Raw genomic sequence first — 19,973 nt, 5'->3', positions numbered from 1 at the left:
CACTGACTTTAACTCAGGCTTTCCACACTATGATAACCTTGGCGCTGGCATAACATCAGCCAGTCGCGCAATAACATATTAATTTGCCGTTTTTCATCCGGTTGCATCATTTCCAGGTTGGGGTAATCGTACACTGCTTTAAAGCGGCGCATTTGCTGACAGGAAATCACTTCCGCCAGCCTGGCATCATGATACAACCGCACTTCAAATTGCGGTCTGAGCCAGCCAAGTGCGGTTTGACTGACATGTTCAATTTTGATGGTGGTGGTGAATTTGCACAGCTCCAACAAACGGATGCGGTAGCCTTCCTCGGGATTAATCTGGATCAACTGGCTGTCCACTGTGCTTGGCGGCGTCGAGATAAAACGACTACTGCCATTGCGATGGGCCGACAGCGGCAATAAATGGCGCAACTGGGCATAATTCCTCTCGCACAACGACAGGAAGTCCGGTACATAAGGCTGATAACTGCGTTTTTTCGCCAACAACGTCATGGCTACTCCTTACTTCCAGGCGGCGCGGACTGTGGCACCATGCAATTCCAACCATTGTAGTGCAATCACAGTGGCGGCATTATCAATTTTTCCTGCCGCCAGCAGTTGCATCGCCTCAGTGCGGCTGAGCAGATGCACTTTGATATCCTCATGCTCCTCGGCCAGACCAAAAACCCCGGTTTGTACCGGCGCTATTAATTCACCTAACAACAGATGGATCCGCTCAGTGGTGCCACCTGGGCTGGATAAATAACTCAGCATCGGCTGTAACCGGCCTAAGGTTAAACCCGCTTCTTCCAGGGCTTCCCGTCTGGCTACCTCTTCGACATTTTCACCGGCGCCGACCATGCCGGCCACCGCTTCTAACAACCAGGGGGTACTGCTGGTCGCAGCGGCCCCTAACCGGATTTGTTCCACCAGCACCAACTGATCACTCGCAACATCATAAGGCAACACCACCACCGCATGACCGCGTTCAAACATTTCACGGCTGACGACTTCACTCCAGCCACCATTAAATAACCGATGGCGGATTTTGTATTCATTAATCCGAAAAAAACCCTGAAAAACTGTGCGTTGGTCGAGGATTTGCAAATCCGCCGGATAAAAGCTGGGATACTGGATCCCCTTGATTTCAGACATATTCGAACTCACATTCTGTTACACTTCGCGGTATAACTTTTACGCAATTATTGTGACTTAGTGTACGCTAACACGATATTATTCGGTCAATTTGTTTATCCATAGGATTGGGTCATGAAGAAAAATTTATTAAATACACTGATTTGCGCTGCAATCGGTTTGTTCAGTCTGCAAGCCAGCGCTGAAAACTTACAAAATATTTACCAATTAGCGCTGAAAAAAGATCCGCAAGTGTTAAGAGCTGCCGCGCAGCGTGATGCCAGCAATGCCGCGATTGATATCAGCAAAGCCAGTTTTTTACCGAATATCAGTCTCACTTCAAAAATTGACAAAGACCGCACCAGCACCAGCCAGGCGACCGGTAGCTTTGGTACCAGCTATTCCAACACAATTAACCTGCAACAAACTATTTTTGACTGGTCAGACTGGTCCAAATTATCCACCGCAGAAAAACAGGCGTTACAAAATCAGACCAATTATAACGCCACTATTCAGGGGTTGATTGTCCGGGTAGCGCAGACCTATTTTAATGTATTGAGCGCCAATGATGATTTAACCTTTGTGGTGGCAGAAAAACGCGCGGTTGAACGCCAGCTCGAACAAACCAAACAACGTTTTGCCGTCGGTTTAACCGCCATTACCGATGTGCATGAAGCGCAGGCGCAGTACGACAGCGTGGTCGCGCGGGAAATTGCTGCCATCAACGCGCTGGAAAATGCCAAAGAAGCACTGCAGGAAATTACCGGCGAATACCATTCACAATTGTCACCACTCAATACCACAGTGTTTAAAGCGACAGCCCCACAACCTGCCAATGCGATAGATTGGGTGGCGCTGGCTGAAGAAAACAACCTGGATTTAAAGGTGCGCAAACTGGCGGTAGAAATCGCGCAGAATAATATTGATATTGCCGATGCCGGCCATTATCCAACCCTTGGTTTAAACGCCCGCAAGACCCTGAGTGACAGCAGCGACACTTTGCAAAGCGATACCGACTCGGTAGGTCTGACGCTGACAGTGCCGCTGTACTCAGGTGGTGCCACCAGCGCCAATCAGGATGTGCAACGCGCTAACTATGTCGCCGCCAGTGAAGATCTGGAATTAGGCCATCGCTCAGTACTGCGCCAAACTCGTAGTTTCTATAATACCGTTGGTGCCAACATCGCCGGGATTAAAGCGTTAGAGCAAGCGGTGATTTCAGCCGAAAGTGCATTAAAAGCCACTGAAGCTGGTTTTGAAGTCGGCACCCGGACTATCGTAGACGTCCTGATCAGTACACAAAACCTGTTTAACGCCCGTCGTAACCTGACTAAAGCCCGTTATGACTACATTCTGGCAGTGCTGCAGTTAAAACAAGCCGCCGGAACCCTGACTGAAGAAGATCTGGCATTAATTAACCGCTCCCTGAGCGCTTAACCACCTGCTCTGCTGCATCAGGTCTGGCCACTGGCCAGACCTTTTTTTTGCTGGTTTGCCTGCTCATTTGCATTACAATGCCCGGGTTTGTTACTTGAGGACCTGCTGTGATTAAAGCCCCCCCCTTTCAATGGTCAATGTTACACCCGCGTTTCTGGTTGCTGTGGCTGGCACTGGCCATCGCCTATCTCCTTAGTTGGCTGCCTTACCGCGTGCTGATGGCACTGGGCCGTGGCCTGGGTGTATTGATGCTGAAACTGCTGAAATCACGGCGCAAAGTGGCAGCGCGTAACCTTGAACTGTGTTTTCCGGAAAAATCAGTCGCAGAGCGGCAGCAATTACTGCGGCAAAATTTTCAGCACACCGGTTGTGCGGCGATGGAAACGATTATCGCCTGGTGGTGGCCGGACTGGCGTTTTAAACCCCTGGCCCACTTTAAAGGTTACCAGCATATCGAAGCAGAACTGGCCAAAGGCAAAGGTGTGCTGTTGCTGGCTTCTCATATGCTGCATCTGGAAGCGGCTTGTCGGGTCTTTGGCTTTACTCATCCGAGCGTTGGTTTTTACCGGCCACACAATAATCCGGTGATGGAATTTTTTATGTACCGTGGCCGCAGCCGTGGCAATAAATACATGATTGGCAAAAGAGATGTCAAAGGCCTGATCCAGGCGCTGAATCAGGGTGAAGTGTGTTTTTATCTGCCGGATCAGGACTATGGCCGCAACAGAGCTGAATTCGTGCCCTTTTTCGCCGTCACTGACACCGCGACTACGACTGGCACGCTGTTATTTGCCAATGCCGCCAATTGCAGTGTGATCCCGATTTACAGCAGCAGCCTGCCAAATCATGCTGGTTATCAGATTGAAGCATTGCCCGCCTTCACAGATTTTCCGTCCGGTGACGACAAAGCCGATTGTCAGCGTGTCAATCAGTGGGTAGAGCAAGCGGTGCTACAACATCCGGCCCAATATATGTGGCTGCACCGCCGATTTAAAACCCGGCCTGATCCGGACGCACCGTCGTTATATTAACACGGCAAGCGCTCGGGCTGTTGCCCGGAAATAAAGTTGGCAGTCAGACTGATTTTGACTAGTATGGCGGCAAGGGACAAGTAAGGGATCTGGCATTATGTGGTTTTGGGTCAAACATTTGGCAGCAGCAGTGATTCTGATAATGCTGGCGGCTATCTTACTGCTATTCCCGGAAAAATTTCAGACGGTAACACCACAGATTGCGGTAACGTCTAAAAATGCCGCTGTGCAGTTTACCGACTTCTATGAACAAATCCGTTTTTCACTCGATTCCACCGGCAATATCTCTGATGAGTTTATTGTCAAACTAAAAGACACCAGCAGTCAGCTAGAAAATACCCTGCTGGACCGCACCAATACAGTCCCACCGCTGGAACCCAACTGGCGTGGTAAAGCGTTACAACGCCGGTTTCAGCCTGGCAGTAAAATCCGCGACGAAATGACCGCCTATGCCGATACCGAAGGGGTTGAACTGCTGTGGACCCTGCCGCGGGATTATATCGTCAAACATTATTTTCATACTGAAGGCGATTATCTGACTACCTTAAAAGAAATCGCCACCGCCATAGCACCGGATTTTGAAAGCCCAATTCTGGTGTATTTCTGCCCGAATGAACGGGCAGCCGTGGTTACCGATAAAACCAACGCCTTTGTGCAGTCGAGCTGTCAGAGGCTCAATCCGGATCCGGTGCCGAAACCGCGAAAACCTGCCGCCAGCTAGCCTGCACCTGTAACATCGCAGCAGACACATCGGGTAACACTGTCTCTGCTGCGGGTTCTAGCGTCAGGCGATGGCTGATACCGCGTAAATCCTGATAAGCCTGCTGCAAAGCCTGCGCTTCCGACGCTGGCATCAAGCCAACGGCTGCGGCAGCCTCCAGGATACGGATATTATCACTGTACTGGTACAAAGCTGGCTGTTGACCGCCATAAGCCAACACCAGGTATTGACTGATAAATTCCAGATCAACCACCCCGCCGCTGGCGTGTTTCACTTCGGTTGAATCCACACCATGGTGCTGGCGTAACTTGTCACGCATCTGCTGTACTTCAAGGCCTAGGGTGTTTTTGTCACGCGGCAGCGCCAGCACTTCGGCACGGATCTGGTCAAAACGCTGGGCAATGGCCGGATCGCCATAAATCAGCCGGGTCCGCACTAACGCCTGATGCTCCCAGGTCCAGGCATCCTGCAGCAAATAATCGCGATAGGTTTCGATATGCACCGTCAGCAAACCGGCATTACCAGACGGCCGCAACCTGGTGTCAATGTCATACAACACGCCACTGGCGGTACGAGTGGTACAGAGGTGTAAAATCCGTTGCACCAGTTTTAAGTAAAATTGCCTTGAATCAATCGATTTAATGCCGCTGGTTTCCGCCATCGAATCACATTGATGCAAAAACACCAGATCCAGATCTGAGCCATAACCCAGTTCCAGTCCACCCAGTTTACCGTAAGCCACTACCGCAAAATTTTTCGCCGCTCCTGCGGCTAAACCGGCCGGATAACCATATTTTTCAATCATTTGTTGCCAGGCCAGCTCAACCACCTTTGCCATCACCGCTTCCGCCAGCCAGGTCAGATGATCACTGACTTTCATCAGGGGTAACATCCCGCTGATATCGGCTGCTGCGATCCTCAGCTGCTGTGCCTGTTTGTACTGGCGCAACGTTTCCATCAGCAGCTCCAGATCATCCTCGGGTACCCTTAGCAACTGCAGCCTGAGCCGGTCATGGTAATCCGTCACGGTCGCCACCTGATACAACTGCTCAGGATCAATCAGTTCATCCAGCAACATCGGATAGCGGGCTAAATGCGTTGACAACCAACCACTGCGCGCACAGAGTTTCACCAGTTGTAACAAAGCCGCCGGATTTTCAAATAACAACTCCAGATAAGCGGTACGGCTGACAATCTGCCGGAATACCGCCAGCACCCGCTCCAGCACTGCACTGCCCGCCCGTTCCTGTTGTAATAACAGTAACAATTGTGGCATCAGCCGCGCCAGTAAATCCCGGCCTCTGGGGCCAACACTGCGTTTCTGGCAATCCTGTTTAAATTGTCGCAACACCTCAATCAGGCGGCTGCCATCGCTGGCGCCGAGCCAGCCAACTTCATCTGCCAGTTCAGCGACTGGCAGTTCACTGTCCCATAACATCCGGCCTGTCACCTGCAGATCCGTTTCTGCCTGCTCATCCGGCGCGGCAATCACCTGTTTAAACTGCTGGTGGACGCTCTGCATCGCTTGTTGCAACCGCGTCACTAACGCAGTCCAGTCACTGGCACCACAGGCCAGCACTAACCGGGCCCGGCTTAGTTCATCTTGCGGCAAGGTCTGAGTTTGTTGATCATCCATGCCTTGCAGCAACTGCTCGGCCTGGCGTAACAGCAAATAATCCTGTTGCAGCTGGCTGGTCTGGGCTGGCGTCAGAATGTCGTTATCCGCCAGCGCCTGCAACGCCGCAAAAATAGATTGTTGTTGTAATTGTGGGATGCGGCCACCGCGGATCAGTTGCAACGTTTGTACAATAAATTCAACTTCACGGATGCCGCCGGCGCCAAGCTTAATATTATCAACCCGGTTGCGACGGCGGTTTTCCTGCTCAATCAGTTGCTTCATCCGCCGCAGCGATTCAATAGCAGAAAAGTCGATATAACGGCGGTAAACAAAAGGTTTCAGCAGTGCCTGTAATTCCTCGGCATAAGGGCTGACCGGATTCAGAATGCGGGCTTTGAGCATGGCATAACGCTCCCAGTCCCGGCCTTGTGCCTGGTAATAATCTTCAAAGGCGGCAAAGCTCAGCACCAAAGGCCCACTGTCGCCAAAAGGCCGTAACCGCATATCGACCCGATAGGCAAAACCATCCGCAGTGACCTGATGCAACAGCGCAATCAGCTTCTGACCCAGCCGGGTATAAAACTGCTGATTGTCGCAGCTGCGCCGGCCACCGCTGGTGTCGCCATTGTGCGGATACACCAGAATTAAATCGATATCGGAAGAGAAATTTAGCTCACGACCACCCAGTTTGCCCATACCCAGGATCAACAACGGCATCGGCTGACCATTGGTATCCAGTGGCTGGCCCCACTGTTTCGCCAATTCCTGATAGGCAAAGTGGTAAGCGGCATTAATCAGCGCATCAGCCAGTAATGAGACTTGCAGCAGCGACTGCATGATGCTTTGTTGTTGCCAGACATCGGCTGCCAGCAACTGACAGAGCACTGCATTACGCTGTTTTCGCAGTGCAGTCATGGCTTGCGCTTCAGTCAGGGTATCTGGCAGTGTGATGGCCGTGCTGATTTGATTGGCATCCTGGGTCAGCAACTGCGCATAAAGCTCAGGTTGTTGCTGTAACACCCGACCGGCAAAAGGACTGGCTGCCAGCAATTGTTGCAATTGCGCCTGCGCTGGCGCAGCCAGCTGCGACAGCGCCGGGATGGCAGCGCACAATTGTTGCCATTGCAACGTTAAAGCTTGTTGTAAGGCTGCTGGCAATCCGCCAAGCTGAAGTTGCGTCATGTTAGCCTCCTTGCTGACTTTGGAGATACATCCAGTAGGACAATTGTAATAACCATGACGCCAACTCGGTCTGACTGGCGCTGGCAAGTGCTGGCATGGCTGCACCAAGCTGAGGTTCAGCCGCACTTTGCGCCAAGCTTAGCTGTAATAATGACTGTTGCTGTTGTAGCAGCGCTGTGGCGGCCTGGCGAGCTGTCTCTGAACTGCCTTGCTGTTGCAGCCACAGATTTTGCTGCACAGCCCGCAAGAATTGACTGAGCGGCGCATCCGCGTTGCTCTGTTGTAATTGTAACGGCTGTTGTTGTGCCAGCCGGTAACCACGCTCTGCTTTGGATTGAAAGCCAAGCTGCAACGGCAACTGCCGGATCAGTTGCTGTGCCAGGCTAAATAACTGCGCAGCATCGCCCTGCACTAATTCCAGCTCCAGCTCCAGAATAGCTTCAACCTGATCTGCCGCCAGCACCTGGCCCTGATCCAGCACTGCTTCCACCACAGTGCCATCGGCCAGGGTCAGTAACCAACCCTGCCGGATAAAGTCGGTGCGAAATAACTCCTGTAACTGCTGTTGCAGCATGGCAATATCAGTCCCCGCTGGCCAAATCTCAGCAGGAAAGGCCTGCAATTGTGGCACCACCGAATCACAGGGCAGATTATATTCAGGCCGGATATGGGCGCCACCATGCTGCTGTCCCGCCAGTTTAATGGTTTGCTCATAACGCCCCTGCTTTAGCCGGCTGCGTAGACCACTGTCGTGCTGGCGAAACCACTGCTGAGCGGTGTCAAAATAGGCATTGAGCAAGGGACTGGCTGGCATGGGCTGGCAATGCTGAGCCAGGCCGGTTAAAACCTGTTCAATCTGACGGTTCAACGCCGGGCTCAGGGCTTCGGTCAGGGTTAATTTTAATTCAACTTCCAGACTCATGATTCAGGCCTCCTGGCCGCAATACGTTCAGATGACGGCAACATAGGATATCCGTCAGGTCGCAGCAAGTGTTTTTACTTGTCAAGGCCGGGACAACTCCCTATGATCCAGCACATTATGAATGTGACTCGCCGGAATGTGGAAACTATATGTCTGATTTGACCCGTTGTGTGCTGCTGGGCACAGCCCTGACCCTCAGCCTGCCTGCTGCTGCGCTGTTGCAAACAGCACCGGAAACGGTCCCTGCTGCAACAACAACCCCACAGCAAGCAACAACTGCTGCCTCCCAGGCTGCCACCAGCAGTGCGGCCGACAAAGCAACAGTACAGGAAAAACCTGCTTTTATCATTGATAGCCTGAGCACCCCGCTGCGTTCAGGCCCAGGCAATGAATATCGCACCATTTCCAGTGTCCGCGCCGGTGAAAATGTCACTTATATCGGCCAGAATCCGGCCAATGGTTTTATTAAAGTGCGGGATGCCGATGGGGCTGAAGGCTGGCTCAGCGGTGAATACATCACCTATAGCGCCAGTCCAAAAGCCAGCACTGAAAGTTTAAAACAGCAGTTACGGCAACAGGAAATGATCGTGGCGCAGTTTGAGCAGGAACGGCAGCAACTGCAACAAGCAGTGACGGCCGCAGAAGCCGCCCGCGACCAAGCGGTACAGGACAGCGAACTGGCCAAACAAACCACGGCCGCCCTGACCCGGCAACTGGCGGCAGAAAACCCGCCGCTGGCGAAAAACAAAATGATTATCGGCGGTGGTATTTTAGCTGCCGGTTTGCTGCTGGGTTTATTACTGCCGGTGCTGATGCCAAATCGCCGCCGCAAAGACCGCTGGATGTAATATTTTTAACCATCAGCACGGATAATCTTCAAGTTGGATCCGACGTCTGGCCCCCCTGAGCCAGCGTCAGTCCAACTGCAACTGGCCGGACCGCAAGATCCGGGTCGCCTTGCCACAGTCCTTAGTACGATACTTTGCTCAATCTCATAGCAAAGGATCATCATATGCAACAGTCTACCCCACCACAAAGCAGCCATGCATTGCACGGCAAAGTCGCAATTATTACCGGTGCCAGCTCTGGTATTGGTTATGCATCAGCGCTGTTATTTGCCGCCGAGGGCGCCAAACTGGTACTGGCGGCCCGCCGTGAGCACGAATTACAACAACTGGTACAGCGCATTGAAGCGCAAGGCGGCCAAGCCATTGCACTGGCTGGTGATGTCGCCGACGAAACTTATGCCTGCGCCCTGACAGAACTGGCGTGTGGCAAATTTGGCAAACTGGATATTGCTTTTAACAATGCCGGCACCCTCGGCACGCTAGCCCCTTTGCCGCAGTTAACACTGGCCGACTGGCAACATTGCCTGCACAGCAATCTGACCAGCGCTTTTTTGCTGGCAAAATATCAACTACCGGCCATGCAAGCCAATGGCGGCGGCTCGCTGATTTTCACCTCCAGTTTTGTCGGTTACAGCGCCGGAATGGCGGGGATGGCCGCTTATGCCGCCAGCAAAGCCGGCTTGATTGGTCTGACCAAGGCACTGGCAGCCGAGGTGGGTCCACAAGGTATTCGGGTTAATGCATTATTGCCCGGCGGTACAGATACGCCGATGGGCCAGAGTGTGACGCAGGATCCGGCCAGTCTGGCGTTTGTGCAGCAAATGCATGCATTAAAACGTTTGGCGCAACCGGAAGAAATTGCCCGTTCAGCGCTTTATCTGGCATCAGATGCATCCAGCTTTACCACCGGCAGCGCGCTGCTGGCCGATGGCGGTATCTCGGTGTATCGTGGTTAGCCGCTGACCACTTGCAATAACACAAAATGACCCTGACCAGGAGGAATCAGTCTGATGTCCGATTATCAACGGATCGCCAGTGCGATTGAGTTTATTCGTAGCCGGGTGACGGAACAACCCAGCCTGGCCGAAGTCGCTGCGCATCTTGGCCTCAGCCCTTACCATTTCCAGCGGCTATTTAGTCGCTGGGCTGGCGTCACGCCAAAACAGTTTTTACAGGTGATGACAGTCGAAAAAGCCAAACAGTTGTTACAACAATCCTGGCCATTATTAGCGGTGGCAGATGAAGTGGGCCTCAGCAGCGGCTCGCGGCTTTATGATCATTTTATTCAGCTCGAAGCCATGACGCCGGGTGAATACAAGCTTCAAGGTGCCGGGCTAGAGGTGACTTATGGCGTGATCCCGACGCCTTTTGGTGCCGCCTTTATCGCCAGCACGGCGCGGGGCATCTGTAGCCTGGCGTTTTTAAGTGATGAGCAACAGGCCCTGCCAACGCCAGCGCAGTTACCACAACTACAGGTGCTGCAACAACAATGGCCCAAAGCCAGTTTCAGCCATCAGCCTGCCAGTTGTCTGGCACTGGGTCAGCAGCTGTTTAGTGCAGCGCCATCCAGCGAGCGGCCCTTATCTTTGTATGTCACTGGCACCAATTTTCAGATCAGTGTCTGGCGGGCTTTGCTGCAGATCCCTGCCGCCGGGTTAGCCAGTTATAGCCAGATCGCCAGCGCCATCGGCCAGCCTGCCGCTAGCCGGGCTGTTGGCCTGGCGGTCGGCGCTAATCCGGTGGCCTTGTTGATCCCCTGTCATCGCGTGATCCGGCACAATGGCGAAGCCGGCGGTTATCACTGGGGTGAGCAGCGCAAGCAAGTGATCCAAAGCTGGGAAATGGCCAGGTTGCCTTGAACTGGATGCTGTTGACAGTGGGTGCAGTGACACGTCAGAGCTGTAATCAGTCACTTATGCTCCAGTCAGCAAAAAATATTCAAAAAATCAATAAAATATCAATTACAAGATTCAATCAGATGGTTTTATTGCAAAGCCTTGTTGGCATATTTACTCACATAATTTACACGGAGTTATAACGAACAAATTTATCTTGAACGCAATTTATACTACATTTTTGTTTTTTGCTGTCGCCGCACTTCCGCGAGTGCATGCTTCGACCAATCTAAGCAATACAACTGTCAGCCTATCTTCGGAAGGAAACTTTCGATTTATCATCGCAGCACCTGTACGTTGCTATATCAGGATATCGACTGCCGCACCAGCGTGTGCCGCCTGCAAGTACAGACTGAGGGCGCACAGTCTTTGGCGCTGGGGATAAAAATAGGCGCGGCGCTGGCTGGATCTGGACTGGCAGAAAATGCCTATCAATTCGCAGCTGCCACAGATGCAGGTGTGATGGCCATTTATGTTGGTCGCACAGCGCAGAGTTTTGATCTTCAATAATCAGTCGCACCCAGCTCAGGCCGCAACTTCAACTGCTGGCTATAGTTGCAGTTCCATTAACAGCAACTAAACTCAAGGTTTAGTTGCTGTGACTGCAAACGGAGTTGCCAGATGCTGACCCGCTACTTTGTCCGCATTGCTGTGGTTTATCTGCTGTTCACTATCGGCAGTAGCGGCTCGTTTACTGTGTTGGCGGCTGCGCCGATACTACAAATCATCACTGTGATTGAACCCCCTTCCAGTTATCTCGACAGTCATGGTCAACTCACCGGTTATGCCACAGAACAGATCCGGGCTTTACAACGACAGTTGCAGGATCGGACCCAGATCCAATTGATGCCGGAATCACGGGCTTTATTGACCGCCAATCGCCAGCCCAGGGTATTACTCTATGGTTTTTCCCGCACTATCGATCGGGAAAATAACTATCACTGGATTATGCCGCTGGCCCGCAAAAGCTGGATTTTGTATCAGCGCAGCACAGATCCAGACCCGGTCCGTAGCCTGGATGAAGCCCGCGCTTTGTCGAGCATTGGCGTGGTACGGGGTGATATCCGCGAAGAATGGTTGCTGGCACAAGGTTTTACCAATCTGCAAGCATCAGCCAGCCACGCCCAAAATCTGGCCCGGCTGCAAAGTGGCCGACTGGATGCGATTGCGTTTGAACCACAAGGCATGCAATACCTGACACGGGAAGCGGGCCATAGCCTGAGTGCTTACCGGCAGTCGCTGCAGCTTCACAGTTCAGAAGTCTGGCTGCTGATGTCACGGCAAACCCCAGCGGCTGAAGTAGCGCGCTGGCAACAAGCAGCAGAACAATTACAACAAAACGGCACCTTGGCCGCCATCGCCAGTCAATGGCAGCTGCGATTGCTGCATAACGAACAAATTCAATGTCGCTTGGAGGGCCAGCTACTGACCTTTTAAGCACAGACTCAATCAGGGGGACACCACCAACACCTGATGGAAAAACTTCACCAGATCAATGCCATAATCTTCAGGTTTAACAATGGCTTCAATGACATCTTCCACTTTACTGCTGGCTAGATCCAGCTCCTGCAGTTCCAGATAACGCTGAAACTTGGCGTGATAAAAGGTTTTCAGTTTCGGCTTGGTGGCATCATCCCAGTTAGTTTCAGTGACCAGACCAATTTTCTGGCTGCTCAAACGCACCAAAGTCCCTGGCGGATAAATGCCGACCGCGCTGATAAAACGATTCACCAGCTCGGTATCAAAATGACTGCCGCTATCTTTGCGTAAAATTTTCAGCGCCGCCAGACAGGTCATGCCCTCTTTGTACACCCGCTTGGCCGTAATCGCATCATAGGTATCGACAATGGCAATCATACGGGCGTACAACGAAATCTGCTCGCCACTGAGTCCTAATGGATAACCCCGACCATCCAGGCGTTCGTGATGGGCGGCTGCCACATCTAAACTAATCGGCGACAGCCCCGGCACTTGCTGCAAAATTTCGCGGCTATACACCACATGATCGCGCATCAGCTTAAATTCAGCCTCGGTCAGTTTGCCGGGTTTATGCAGAATATGATCCGGTACTTTAATTTTACCAATATCATGCAACAAAGCGCCGGTTGCCAGTTGCTGAATCACCTCAGCGGGTAGTTGCAAATGTTTGGCCAGCACCGTCATCAGGATAGAGACATTGACCGAATGCTCAAGTAAATAGGCATCTTTGTCGCGAATACGGCTCATACACAACAGCGCATCCTGATTGCGAAATACCGATTCGATAAAACCTTCAGCACATTGCCGGAATGGCTCGGCATCAATACTTTTGCCAGTGGCAATATCGGCAAAAGCCTTGCGCTGTAAATCGCGCGCTTGTTGATATAAATGTTTGGCTTTGCCGAGTTCCTGATTCAACTTCACTTTCGGCCGGCCGGGATGGATCGGTGTCGCGATTTCTGCAGTGGGCGTCGCTGTGACAGGCGCCGCGTCTTCCAGTTGGCGATCCGGATCAATCTGCAGCTCCAGCACACCTTTTTGTTTCAGTTGCGTCAGCATCTGTTCTGAACGGATCCAGCCTTCGGATTTCACTGCGACCTGACCTTGCTGCCGGCTGACCGCCACTACATACATCCCAACGGCAGCCTGCTGAATTTTTATAGTTTTCATTTGTGTCTGCTCACCTTTACCTGCTGCTGTCAACATAACAAAACTCCACTGCCGCCCCTATCAGCATTTGCTAATTTTGGCAGCCGCCCAGCGCGTTTGCTGTTAATTTCGCCAACTTCAGAGTGGCAAACCAGAATCCTGTTTTACTTTTTCAATCACCACATAGGTATGAGTCTGTAACACGCCGGGTAAATCAACAATACGGCCCAATACGGCGCGGTAAGCTTCCATGCTGGATAAACGTAATTTCAGCAGATAATCAAAACCGCCAGCCACCATATGACATTCCGCCACTTCAGGAATATTCACTACCGCATCACGAAACTGATCAAACACTGCCCCCGTGGTGCGATCCAGCGTGACCTGGATAAAAGCTGCGGTGCCAAGCCCCAGTTTGGACGCACTCAGTTTGGCGCCATAACCTTCGATATAACCTTCTTGTTCCAGCTTCCGCACCCGGTCAATACAAGGACTTGGACTCAAGTTGACTCTTTTTGCCAATTCGACGTTGGAAATCCGGCCATCTTTTTGCAGAGTGTCTAAAATTGTCCGGTCGATCCTGTCGAGTGGACGGGTTTTGTTGTGTTCTGTCATAACCGTATTTTTTCTGGTTGCAATTGAGTTAAACCGAATTATATAGGGTTATAGCAGTAAATAAACCACCAAATACGGCAGCCTTTTCACTAGAATGCAGCATTTATTTCTGTATCAACCGGGACAAAAATTATGCTATTTGACGGCAACCTGACCGCAACCAACCCGCTACGCCAAACGTTACGTGATTTTTATCGCGCCGACGAAGAAAAAGTGCTGGATTTATTATTACCGCTGGCCGATGTCGGCGTGCAAGCGCGCTCCAGAGCCTGGGAAAAAGCCCGGCAACTGGTGGTCAATATCCGTCAAGCCCAGGTTGGTAAAGGCGGTGTTGATGCACTGCTGAACGAATTCTCGTTATCGACCGAAGAAGGTTTGGTGCTGATGTGTCTGGCCGAAGCCTTATTACGGGTGCCAGACAGCCACACTGCCGACAAACTGATCCGCGACAAACTGTCACAAGGTGACTGGAGCTCGCATCTGGGCAACAGCGAGTCCTTATTCGTCAACGCTTCAGCCTGGGGTTTGTTATTGACCGGCAAACTGGTCAATTACAGCGATGATCAGAAAAAACATCAATTTGGTCTGTTAAAACGCACCTGTGGCCGCTTAGGCGAGCCAGTCATTCGTCAAGCGGTGCGTTATGCCATGCAAATCATGGGCACCCAGTTTGTGATGGGCACCACCATCGACAAAGCGGTGGAACGGGCAGTTGAGCTGGAAAACAAAGGCTTTACTTACTCTTACGACATGCTCGGTGAAGGTGCGCGCACCATGGCCGATGCTGAGCGTTATTTCCAAAGTTATATGATGGCGATTAACGTCATCGGTAAAGCTGCACAAAACCGTGGGCCTTTTAAAAGCCCGGGTATTTCAGTGAAATTATCAGCCATCCACCCACGTTATGAATTCTCGCACCGTGACCGCGTGATGAATGAATTAGTGCCAAAGCTGAAAACTCTGGCGCTGGCGGCGAAAAAATACAACATCAGCTTCACAGTAGATGCCGAAGAAGCCGATCGGTTGGATCTGTCGCTGGACATCATTGAAGCTGTGTTCGCTGACAAAGAACTGGACGGCTGGGAAGGTTTTGGTCTGGCTATTCAGGCTTACTCCAAACGTTGTATCCACTTAGTGGAATGGTTACGTGAACTGACGGTGAAAGTGGGCCGCAAGCTGATGGTGCGGCTGGTCAAAGGCGCTTACTGGGATACGGAAGTCAAAGTCAGCCAGATTGAAGGCCATGACGACTTCCCGGTATTCAGCCGCAAACCGTCGACCGATGTCTCTTATCAGGCCTGTGCCCGTAAGTTGCTGGAATACCGCGATAGCATTTACCCAATGTTTGCCACTCACAATGCGTACACTGTGGCCACCATTCTGGAAATGGCGCCAGATCGCACCGGTTATGAATTCCAGCGCCTGCACGGCATGGGGGATGCCCTGTATGACCAAGTAGTGGCCGAAGATCGGGTGCCATGCCGGATTTACGCGCCTGTTGGCGAACATTCTGATCTGCTGGCGTATTTAGTCCGCCGTCTGCTGGAAAACGGTGCCAACAGCTCCTTTGTCAATAACATCGTCGATGAAAACATTCCGGTCGAATCCTTGTTAAAAGATCCGGTCGAAACAGTGCGTGGCTGGAAACAAAAACGCAATACTCAAATCCCGCTGTCGATTAACTTGTATGGCAGCGAGCGGAAAAACTCCAAGGGCATTGATTTAACTGAAATTGATGCCTTAACACCGCTGCGTACCAACTTAGAAAACTGGGTTGCCAAAGCCACAGCCCAAACGCCAGTCGAAGGCGCGAAAGCCGTCCGTAACCCAGCCAATCACGCTGAAGTTATTGGTTATCATCAGCACGCCACGCCAGAGCAGATGCAAGCTATTGTTGACAGCGCCGAAGCTGCGTTCCCGGCCTGGACCGCCACGCCAGTCGCAGCCCGTGCCGACAGCCTGCGCCAATTGGCTGATGCGCTGGAAGCCAATCGCGATGAACTGATTGCCATTTGTGTGAAAGAAGCCGGTAAAACGGTCGGCGATAGCGTGGCTGAAGTGCGTGAAGCGGTGGATTTCTGCCGTTATTATGCGGCCCGTGCGGAAGAAATGTTTGCCACGCCGCAGCAAAGCCGTGGTGTAGTGCTTTGTATCAGCCCGTGGAACTTCCCGCTGGCTATTTTCTTAGGCCAGGTGGCCGCAGCTGTCGCTGCCGGTAACACTGTGGTGGCTAAACCTGCCGAACAAACCAGCCTGATTGCCGTTCGCGCCATTGAACTGTGGCGTGCAGCAGGTTTACCGGCCGGCGTGGTGGAACTGGTGATTGCACCAGGCCGCGCTGTCGGTGAACATGTAGTGCCGGATCTGCGTATTCAGGCGGTGATGTTTACTGGTTCGACTGAAACCGGTAGCTGGATTGCCCGTAAACTGGCCGAACGCGGTGGCGAGCCAGTGCCACTGATTGCCGAAACCGGTGGTCAGAACTGTATGATCGTCGATTCAACCGCATTGCCAGAGCAAGTGGTGGATGATGTCGTTTCTTCTGGTTTCCAAAGCGCTGGCCAGCGCTGTTCCGCCCTTAGGGTATTATTCCTGCAAGAAGATGTCGCCGATAAGATTATCACCATGATCAAAGGCGCCATGATGGAACTGCATGTTGGTGATCCTGCGCACTTAAGTACTGACGTTGGCCCAGTGATTGACCAAAAAGCCTTAACCGGCCTGAACAATCATGTCGAGTACCTGACCGGTAAAGCTACGCTGCACTATGCTTGCCAGGCACCAACCGGCGAAGGCCATTTCTTCTTCGCACCGCGCTTGTATGAAATCAAAGACTTATCAGTGCTGCAACGCGAAGTTTTTGGCCCAGTGGTGCATATCATCCGCTTTAAAGGCGATGAGCTGGATAACGTCATTGCCCAAATCAATGCCACAGGTTATGGCCTGACCATGGGGGTGCATAGCCGTATTGCGGAAGTCACAGCCCAAGTGGCTCGCGACGTGAAAGCAGGTAATATCTATGTTAACCGCAATATGATCGGTGCCGTCGTTGGTGTGCAGCCATTTGGTGGCCGTGGTCTGTCAGGCACAGGTCCAAAAGCCGGTGGTCCTTTCTACCTGACGCGGCTGGTGAAAGACAATCTGGCGGTGACTGAAGCGCCATTGCCGGCAGAAAAACGCGTGCAGTTAATGAGCGCAGCAGGTCAGGATGCTGCTATCGATCAACTGTTACAACAAGCGACCAAGGCGCAACCGGCCTGGGCGGCACTGGATATCACCAAACGCAGCTCTGTGGTCCGGCAGTTCCTGGCACAATTAGCCTCCAACAGCCTGGTGCTGCAACAAGAGCGTGACTTGCCAGAAGTGATTGAAGCGGCACGGCATTTACTGCTGGATATCGAAAAACAACTGGCCGCGCCAATCACGCTGCCAGGACCGACCGGTGAATCAAACCAGTTACACCTGGAAGCCCGTGGTGTAGTGGCAGCTGTGCGGGATGACAGTGCTTGCTTTAAATACTGGATGCTGAGCCTGATGACCGCACTGGCAACCGGTAATGCGGTGGTAGTGGCGGTGGAAGAGCAATTTGTCGCCGAAGCCGAAGCTTGCCGTAAAGTGCTGCTAAAAGCTGGACTCGCGCCTGCGCTGTTCCAGGTGGTAAAACTGAATCAGCTCAAAGCCCTGATCAGCCAGCCATTAGTGGCAGCCGCTATTGTCGAAGCCGGCAGCGCCGTCAAAGCCCTGACTGGCGAGCTGATTGCAGCCCGCAACGGTGCCATTTCGCCACTGGTCACCACACCAGCCGATGAGCGCCTGATCCACCGCTTAGTGACCGAAAAAACCGTCACTGTGAATACCACAGCGGCTGGCGGAAACGCGTCCTTGATGACCATGAGTGATAATCTGGGTTAAGGTCTGCAGTTAACGCTGTCAAGCCCGGGCGCGCAAATCGTCCGGGCTTTTTTTTACCCCGAATGGCAACATAGCCATTTGCACCCAAGGTTTAAGTTTGTTACCTTGCCAAAGCTTCAGCAAAATCAAAAATTGCCACAAGGATTGATCATGCAGTATCAGACTGCGACAGTACATCCGCAACAACACCGCCGTTTTATCCAGGTGGTGCTGTTATGCCTGATCGGTGCTTTGATTGGCGCGCTGATTTCGGGTCCCAGCTCGCGGTTGATTTTACTATTGGCGGCTTTGTGTATGGCTGGCATCATGTTGCTGGCGCGTCATCCACAGCACCAACCGCTGGCCATTAGCGGCTTTCTTTGGTTATGTACCCTGTTGATCAGTGGTTTAATCAGTATGAATCATGCGATTTACGATCCGCTGATGATTTGTTATGCCTTGCTGCTGGTGTATGCCGCTTTGTTTTCCAGCCGGCGGCTGTTTTTCTCGTTATTACTCTTTATTGCCTGTTACTGCTCAGTGCTGCTGATTGCCATTCTGCATGGCGATTGGTCGACACCAGCGCCCAAGGTTGATTGGACTTCAGTGGCGGCCATCAACATTATTCTGGCGATTTCCGGTTTAAGCGCCTGGTTCCTTGCTAAAGATTTTAAAACCTTGTTACGTGATTTGATCCATGAAAACCAGTTGTCGCAGCGTTCACAAAATGAAGTCAAACGGATCGCCACTTTAGATCCCCTGACAGGCCTGTCGAACCGTCAACATGCCGAACAGGAGTTTAACCGGCTGATCGCCACTGAACAGGCGCTGGCCGTGATCTTTATTGACCTGGATAACTTTAAACCTATTAATGATGCTTACGGCCACGCTTATGGCGATATGGCCCTGAAAATTCTGGCCCAGCGCATCCAGCAACTGACTGAGCCCGGTGAACTCTGTTGCCGTTTTGGCGGCGACGAGTTTGTGTTAATCCTCAAATATAGCGATACCAGCCATGGCGAAACACGCTATCAGCAGTTTTTAGCCTTGATTGCCGAAGAACTCAGACTGGATTTACGACTGTTTAAAATTTCAGCTTCTATTGGCGTAGCGCATTATCCGGCGCACGCCAGCGACTTTAACGAACTGTGCCGGCTGGCCGATTTGGCGATGTATCGCTCCAAAGCCGCTGGTCGTAATTTAGCCACTTTGTATGATCCCAACTGGCAGGACGAACACCGCAAAAAATTGGATATGATCCAGGGACTGCGCCAGGCCATTAGCCGCGACGAGCTGTTTTTGCAATATCAGCCGAAATATCATGCCAATTCATTAACGATCAATGGTGCTGAAGCTCTGGTCCGCTGGCAATCCGCCGACTTTGGCCTGGTCAGCCCAGCCACTTTTATCCCGCTGGCGGAAGAAACTGGCCTCATCAATGACATTGGCCTGTTTGTACTGCAACGCGCCTGCAGCGATGCCAGACAGTGGATTGCACAAGGCCATCCAATCCCGGTCTCCGTCAACCTGTCGCCTGCCCAACTGAGTAGCGGGCAGTTACCGGAACAAATTCAGGCGATTTTAACCGCCACCGCTTTGCCTCCGGCTTATCTGGAACTGGAAATTACCGAATCAATGCTAATGCAGGATCAAAATGGCATAGACGCCCAAATCGCAGTGCTGTCGGAACAAGGCATTCTGTTTGCCATTGATGATTTTGGTACTGGTTATTCCAATCTACATTATCTCAGCCGTTTTAAAGCTGCCACGCTGAAAATTGATCAGTCTTTTATCAAAAAATTGCATGACTCCCCACAAAACTTTAGCTTAATCAAAGGGATAATCGTACTTGCCAACACCCTTGGTTTACACACAGTGGCCGAGGGGGTGGAAGATCAGGTGACCCTGCAAACCCTTTGTCAGTTAGGCTGTGATTCAGTACAGGGTTATCTGTTATCCAAACCCATTGCAGTTGACCAACTGCAAGCGTTGTTGCTGCAATCTGCCACTGCGGGGTATCAGGCTTAGGCTTGCTTTTTGTGTCTTTCCAGCTTATGTTCTGGCCAGACT

At 51.9% G+C, this 19,973-nt stretch carries 15 protein-coding genes; 9 read left to right on the top strand and 6 right to left on the bottom strand.

All coding sequences use genetic code 11. From position 1 onward, the window contains the following. Nucleotides 1-8: 8 nt before the first annotated feature. Both AC53GJ_RS03630 and nudF read right to left on the bottom strand, forming a co-directional pair. Nucleotides 9-494, bottom strand: coding sequence for a DUF1249 domain-containing protein (locus AC53GJ_RS03630; protein ID WP_496731179.1), 486 nt, complete (start codon nt 492-494; stop codon nt 9-11). A 9-nt stretch (nt 495-503) separates the two neighbouring features. Beyond that, nucleotides 504-1,136, bottom strand: a complete 633-nt coding sequence (nudF, locus tag AC53GJ_RS03625; RefSeq protein WP_496731178.1) for an ADP-ribose diphosphatase — start codon at nt 1,134-1,136, stop codon at nt 504-506. A gap of 114 nt (nt 1,137-1,250) precedes the next feature. On the opposite strand from nudF, the gene tolC reads away from it, so the two are divergent. From tolC to AC53GJ_RS03610, 3 genes are all read left to right on the top strand, one after another. Next, the gene (gene tolC, locus AC53GJ_RS03620) at nt 1,251-2,552 is read left to right on the top strand and encodes an outer membrane channel protein TolC (RefSeq protein ID WP_496731177.1); all 1,302 of its coding nucleotides are present in this window, start codon (nt 1,251-1,253) and stop codon (nt 2,550-2,552) included. Nucleotides 2,553-2,659: 107 nt separating this feature from the next. Then, entirely contained in the window at nt 2,660-3,583 is a 924-nt protein-coding gene (gene lpxL / locus AC53GJ_RS03615) for an LpxL/LpxP family Kdo(2)-lipid IV(A) lauroyl/palmitoleoyl acyltransferase (RefSeq protein ID WP_496731176.1), read from the top strand. A 142-nt stretch (nt 3,584-3,725) separates the two neighbouring features. Beyond that, the gene (locus AC53GJ_RS03610; protein WP_496731175.1) at nt 3,726-4,304 is read left to right on the top strand and encodes a TcpQ domain-containing protein; all 579 of its coding nucleotides are present in this window, start codon (nt 3,726-3,728) and stop codon (nt 4,302-4,304) included. Here the strand turns inward: AC53GJ_RS03610 and glnE are convergent. Both glnE and AC53GJ_RS03600 read right to left on the bottom strand, forming a co-directional pair. Beyond that, nucleotides 4,258-7,104 carry a bifunctional [glutamate--ammonia ligase]-adenylyl-L-tyrosine phosphorylase/[glutamate--ammonia-ligase] adenylyltransferase gene (glnE, locus tag AC53GJ_RS03605; RefSeq protein WP_496731174.1) on the bottom strand — a complete coding sequence of 949 codons (2,847 nt, stop codon included), beginning with the start codon at nt 7,102-7,104 and terminating at the stop codon, nt 4,258-4,260. The two genes, AC53GJ_RS03610 and glnE, sit on opposite strands and share 47 nt — an antisense overlap. Before the next feature lies 1 nt (nt 7,105). Continuing rightward, nucleotides 7,106-8,026 carry a CYTH domain-containing protein gene (locus tag AC53GJ_RS03600; RefSeq protein WP_496731173.1) on the bottom strand — a complete coding sequence of 307 codons (921 nt, stop codon included), beginning with the start codon at nt 8,024-8,026 and terminating at the stop codon, nt 7,106-7,108. Nucleotides 8,027-8,175: 149 nt separating this feature from the next. Here AC53GJ_RS03600 and AC53GJ_RS03595 point away from each other — a divergent pair, with 149 nt between their 5' ends. The 4 genes from AC53GJ_RS03595 (at nt 8,176) to AC53GJ_RS03580 (ending at nt 12,206) form a co-directional block, all read left to right on the top strand. Further along, on the top strand, nt 8,176-8,874 hold the full coding sequence (locus tag AC53GJ_RS03595; protein WP_496731172.1) for a TIGR04211 family SH3 domain-containing protein: 699 nt from the start codon (nt 8,176-8,178) through the stop codon (nt 8,872-8,874). Between the two features lie 164 nt (nt 8,875-9,038). Continuing rightward, nucleotides 9,039-9,830, top strand: a complete 792-nt coding sequence (locus tag AC53GJ_RS03590) for an SDR family oxidoreductase (RefSeq protein WP_496731171.1) — start codon at nt 9,039-9,041, stop codon at nt 9,828-9,830. Between the two features lie 54 nt (nt 9,831-9,884). Then, on the top strand, nt 9,885-10,733 hold the full coding sequence (locus tag AC53GJ_RS03585; RefSeq protein WP_496731170.1) for a bifunctional transcriptional activator/DNA repair enzyme AdaA: 849 nt from the start codon (nt 9,885-9,887) through the stop codon (nt 10,731-10,733). A gap of 657 nt (nt 10,734-11,390) precedes the next feature. Beyond that, a complete protein-coding gene (locus AC53GJ_RS03580; RefSeq protein ID WP_496731169.1) occupies nt 11,391-12,206 on the top strand; it encodes a substrate-binding periplasmic protein in 816 nt (271 codons plus the stop codon). A 12-nt stretch (nt 12,207-12,218) separates the two neighbouring features. Here the strand turns inward: AC53GJ_RS03580 and AC53GJ_RS03575 are convergent, their stop codons facing one another. Together AC53GJ_RS03575 and AC53GJ_RS03570 are read right to left on the bottom strand one after the other, a co-directional pair. Next, entirely contained in the window at nt 12,219-13,418 is a 1,200-nt protein-coding gene (locus AC53GJ_RS03575) for a cyclic di-GMP phosphodiesterase (RefSeq protein ID WP_496731168.1), read from the bottom strand. 117 nt (nt 13,419-13,535) lie between these two features. Then, a complete protein-coding gene (locus AC53GJ_RS03570; RefSeq protein ID WP_496731167.1) occupies nt 13,536-14,012 on the bottom strand; it encodes an Lrp/AsnC ligand binding domain-containing protein in 477 nt (158 codons plus the stop codon). 132 nt (nt 14,013-14,144) lie between these two features. On the opposite strand from AC53GJ_RS03570, the gene putA reads away from it, so the two are divergent. Together putA and AC53GJ_RS03560 are read left to right on the top strand one after the other, a co-directional pair. Continuing rightward, nucleotides 14,145-17,924: a bifunctional proline dehydrogenase/L-glutamate gamma-semialdehyde dehydrogenase PutA gene (gene putA, locus AC53GJ_RS03565; RefSeq protein ID WP_496731166.1), complete on the top strand. Its 3,780-nt coding sequence runs from the start codon at nt 14,145-14,147 to the stop codon at nt 17,922-17,924. Between the two features lie 150 nt (nt 17,925-18,074). Continuing rightward, complete coding sequence (locus tag AC53GJ_RS03560) at nt 18,075-19,931, top strand: putative bifunctional diguanylate cyclase/phosphodiesterase (protein ID WP_496731165.1); 1,857 nt, start codon at nt 18,075-18,077, stop codon at nt 19,929-19,931. Nucleotides 19,932-19,973: the final 42 nt, after the last annotated feature.

Source organism: Rheinheimera sp. B2H12 (assembly GCF_059620065.1).
This window is presented reverse-complemented; position numbering and strand designations above follow the sequence as displayed.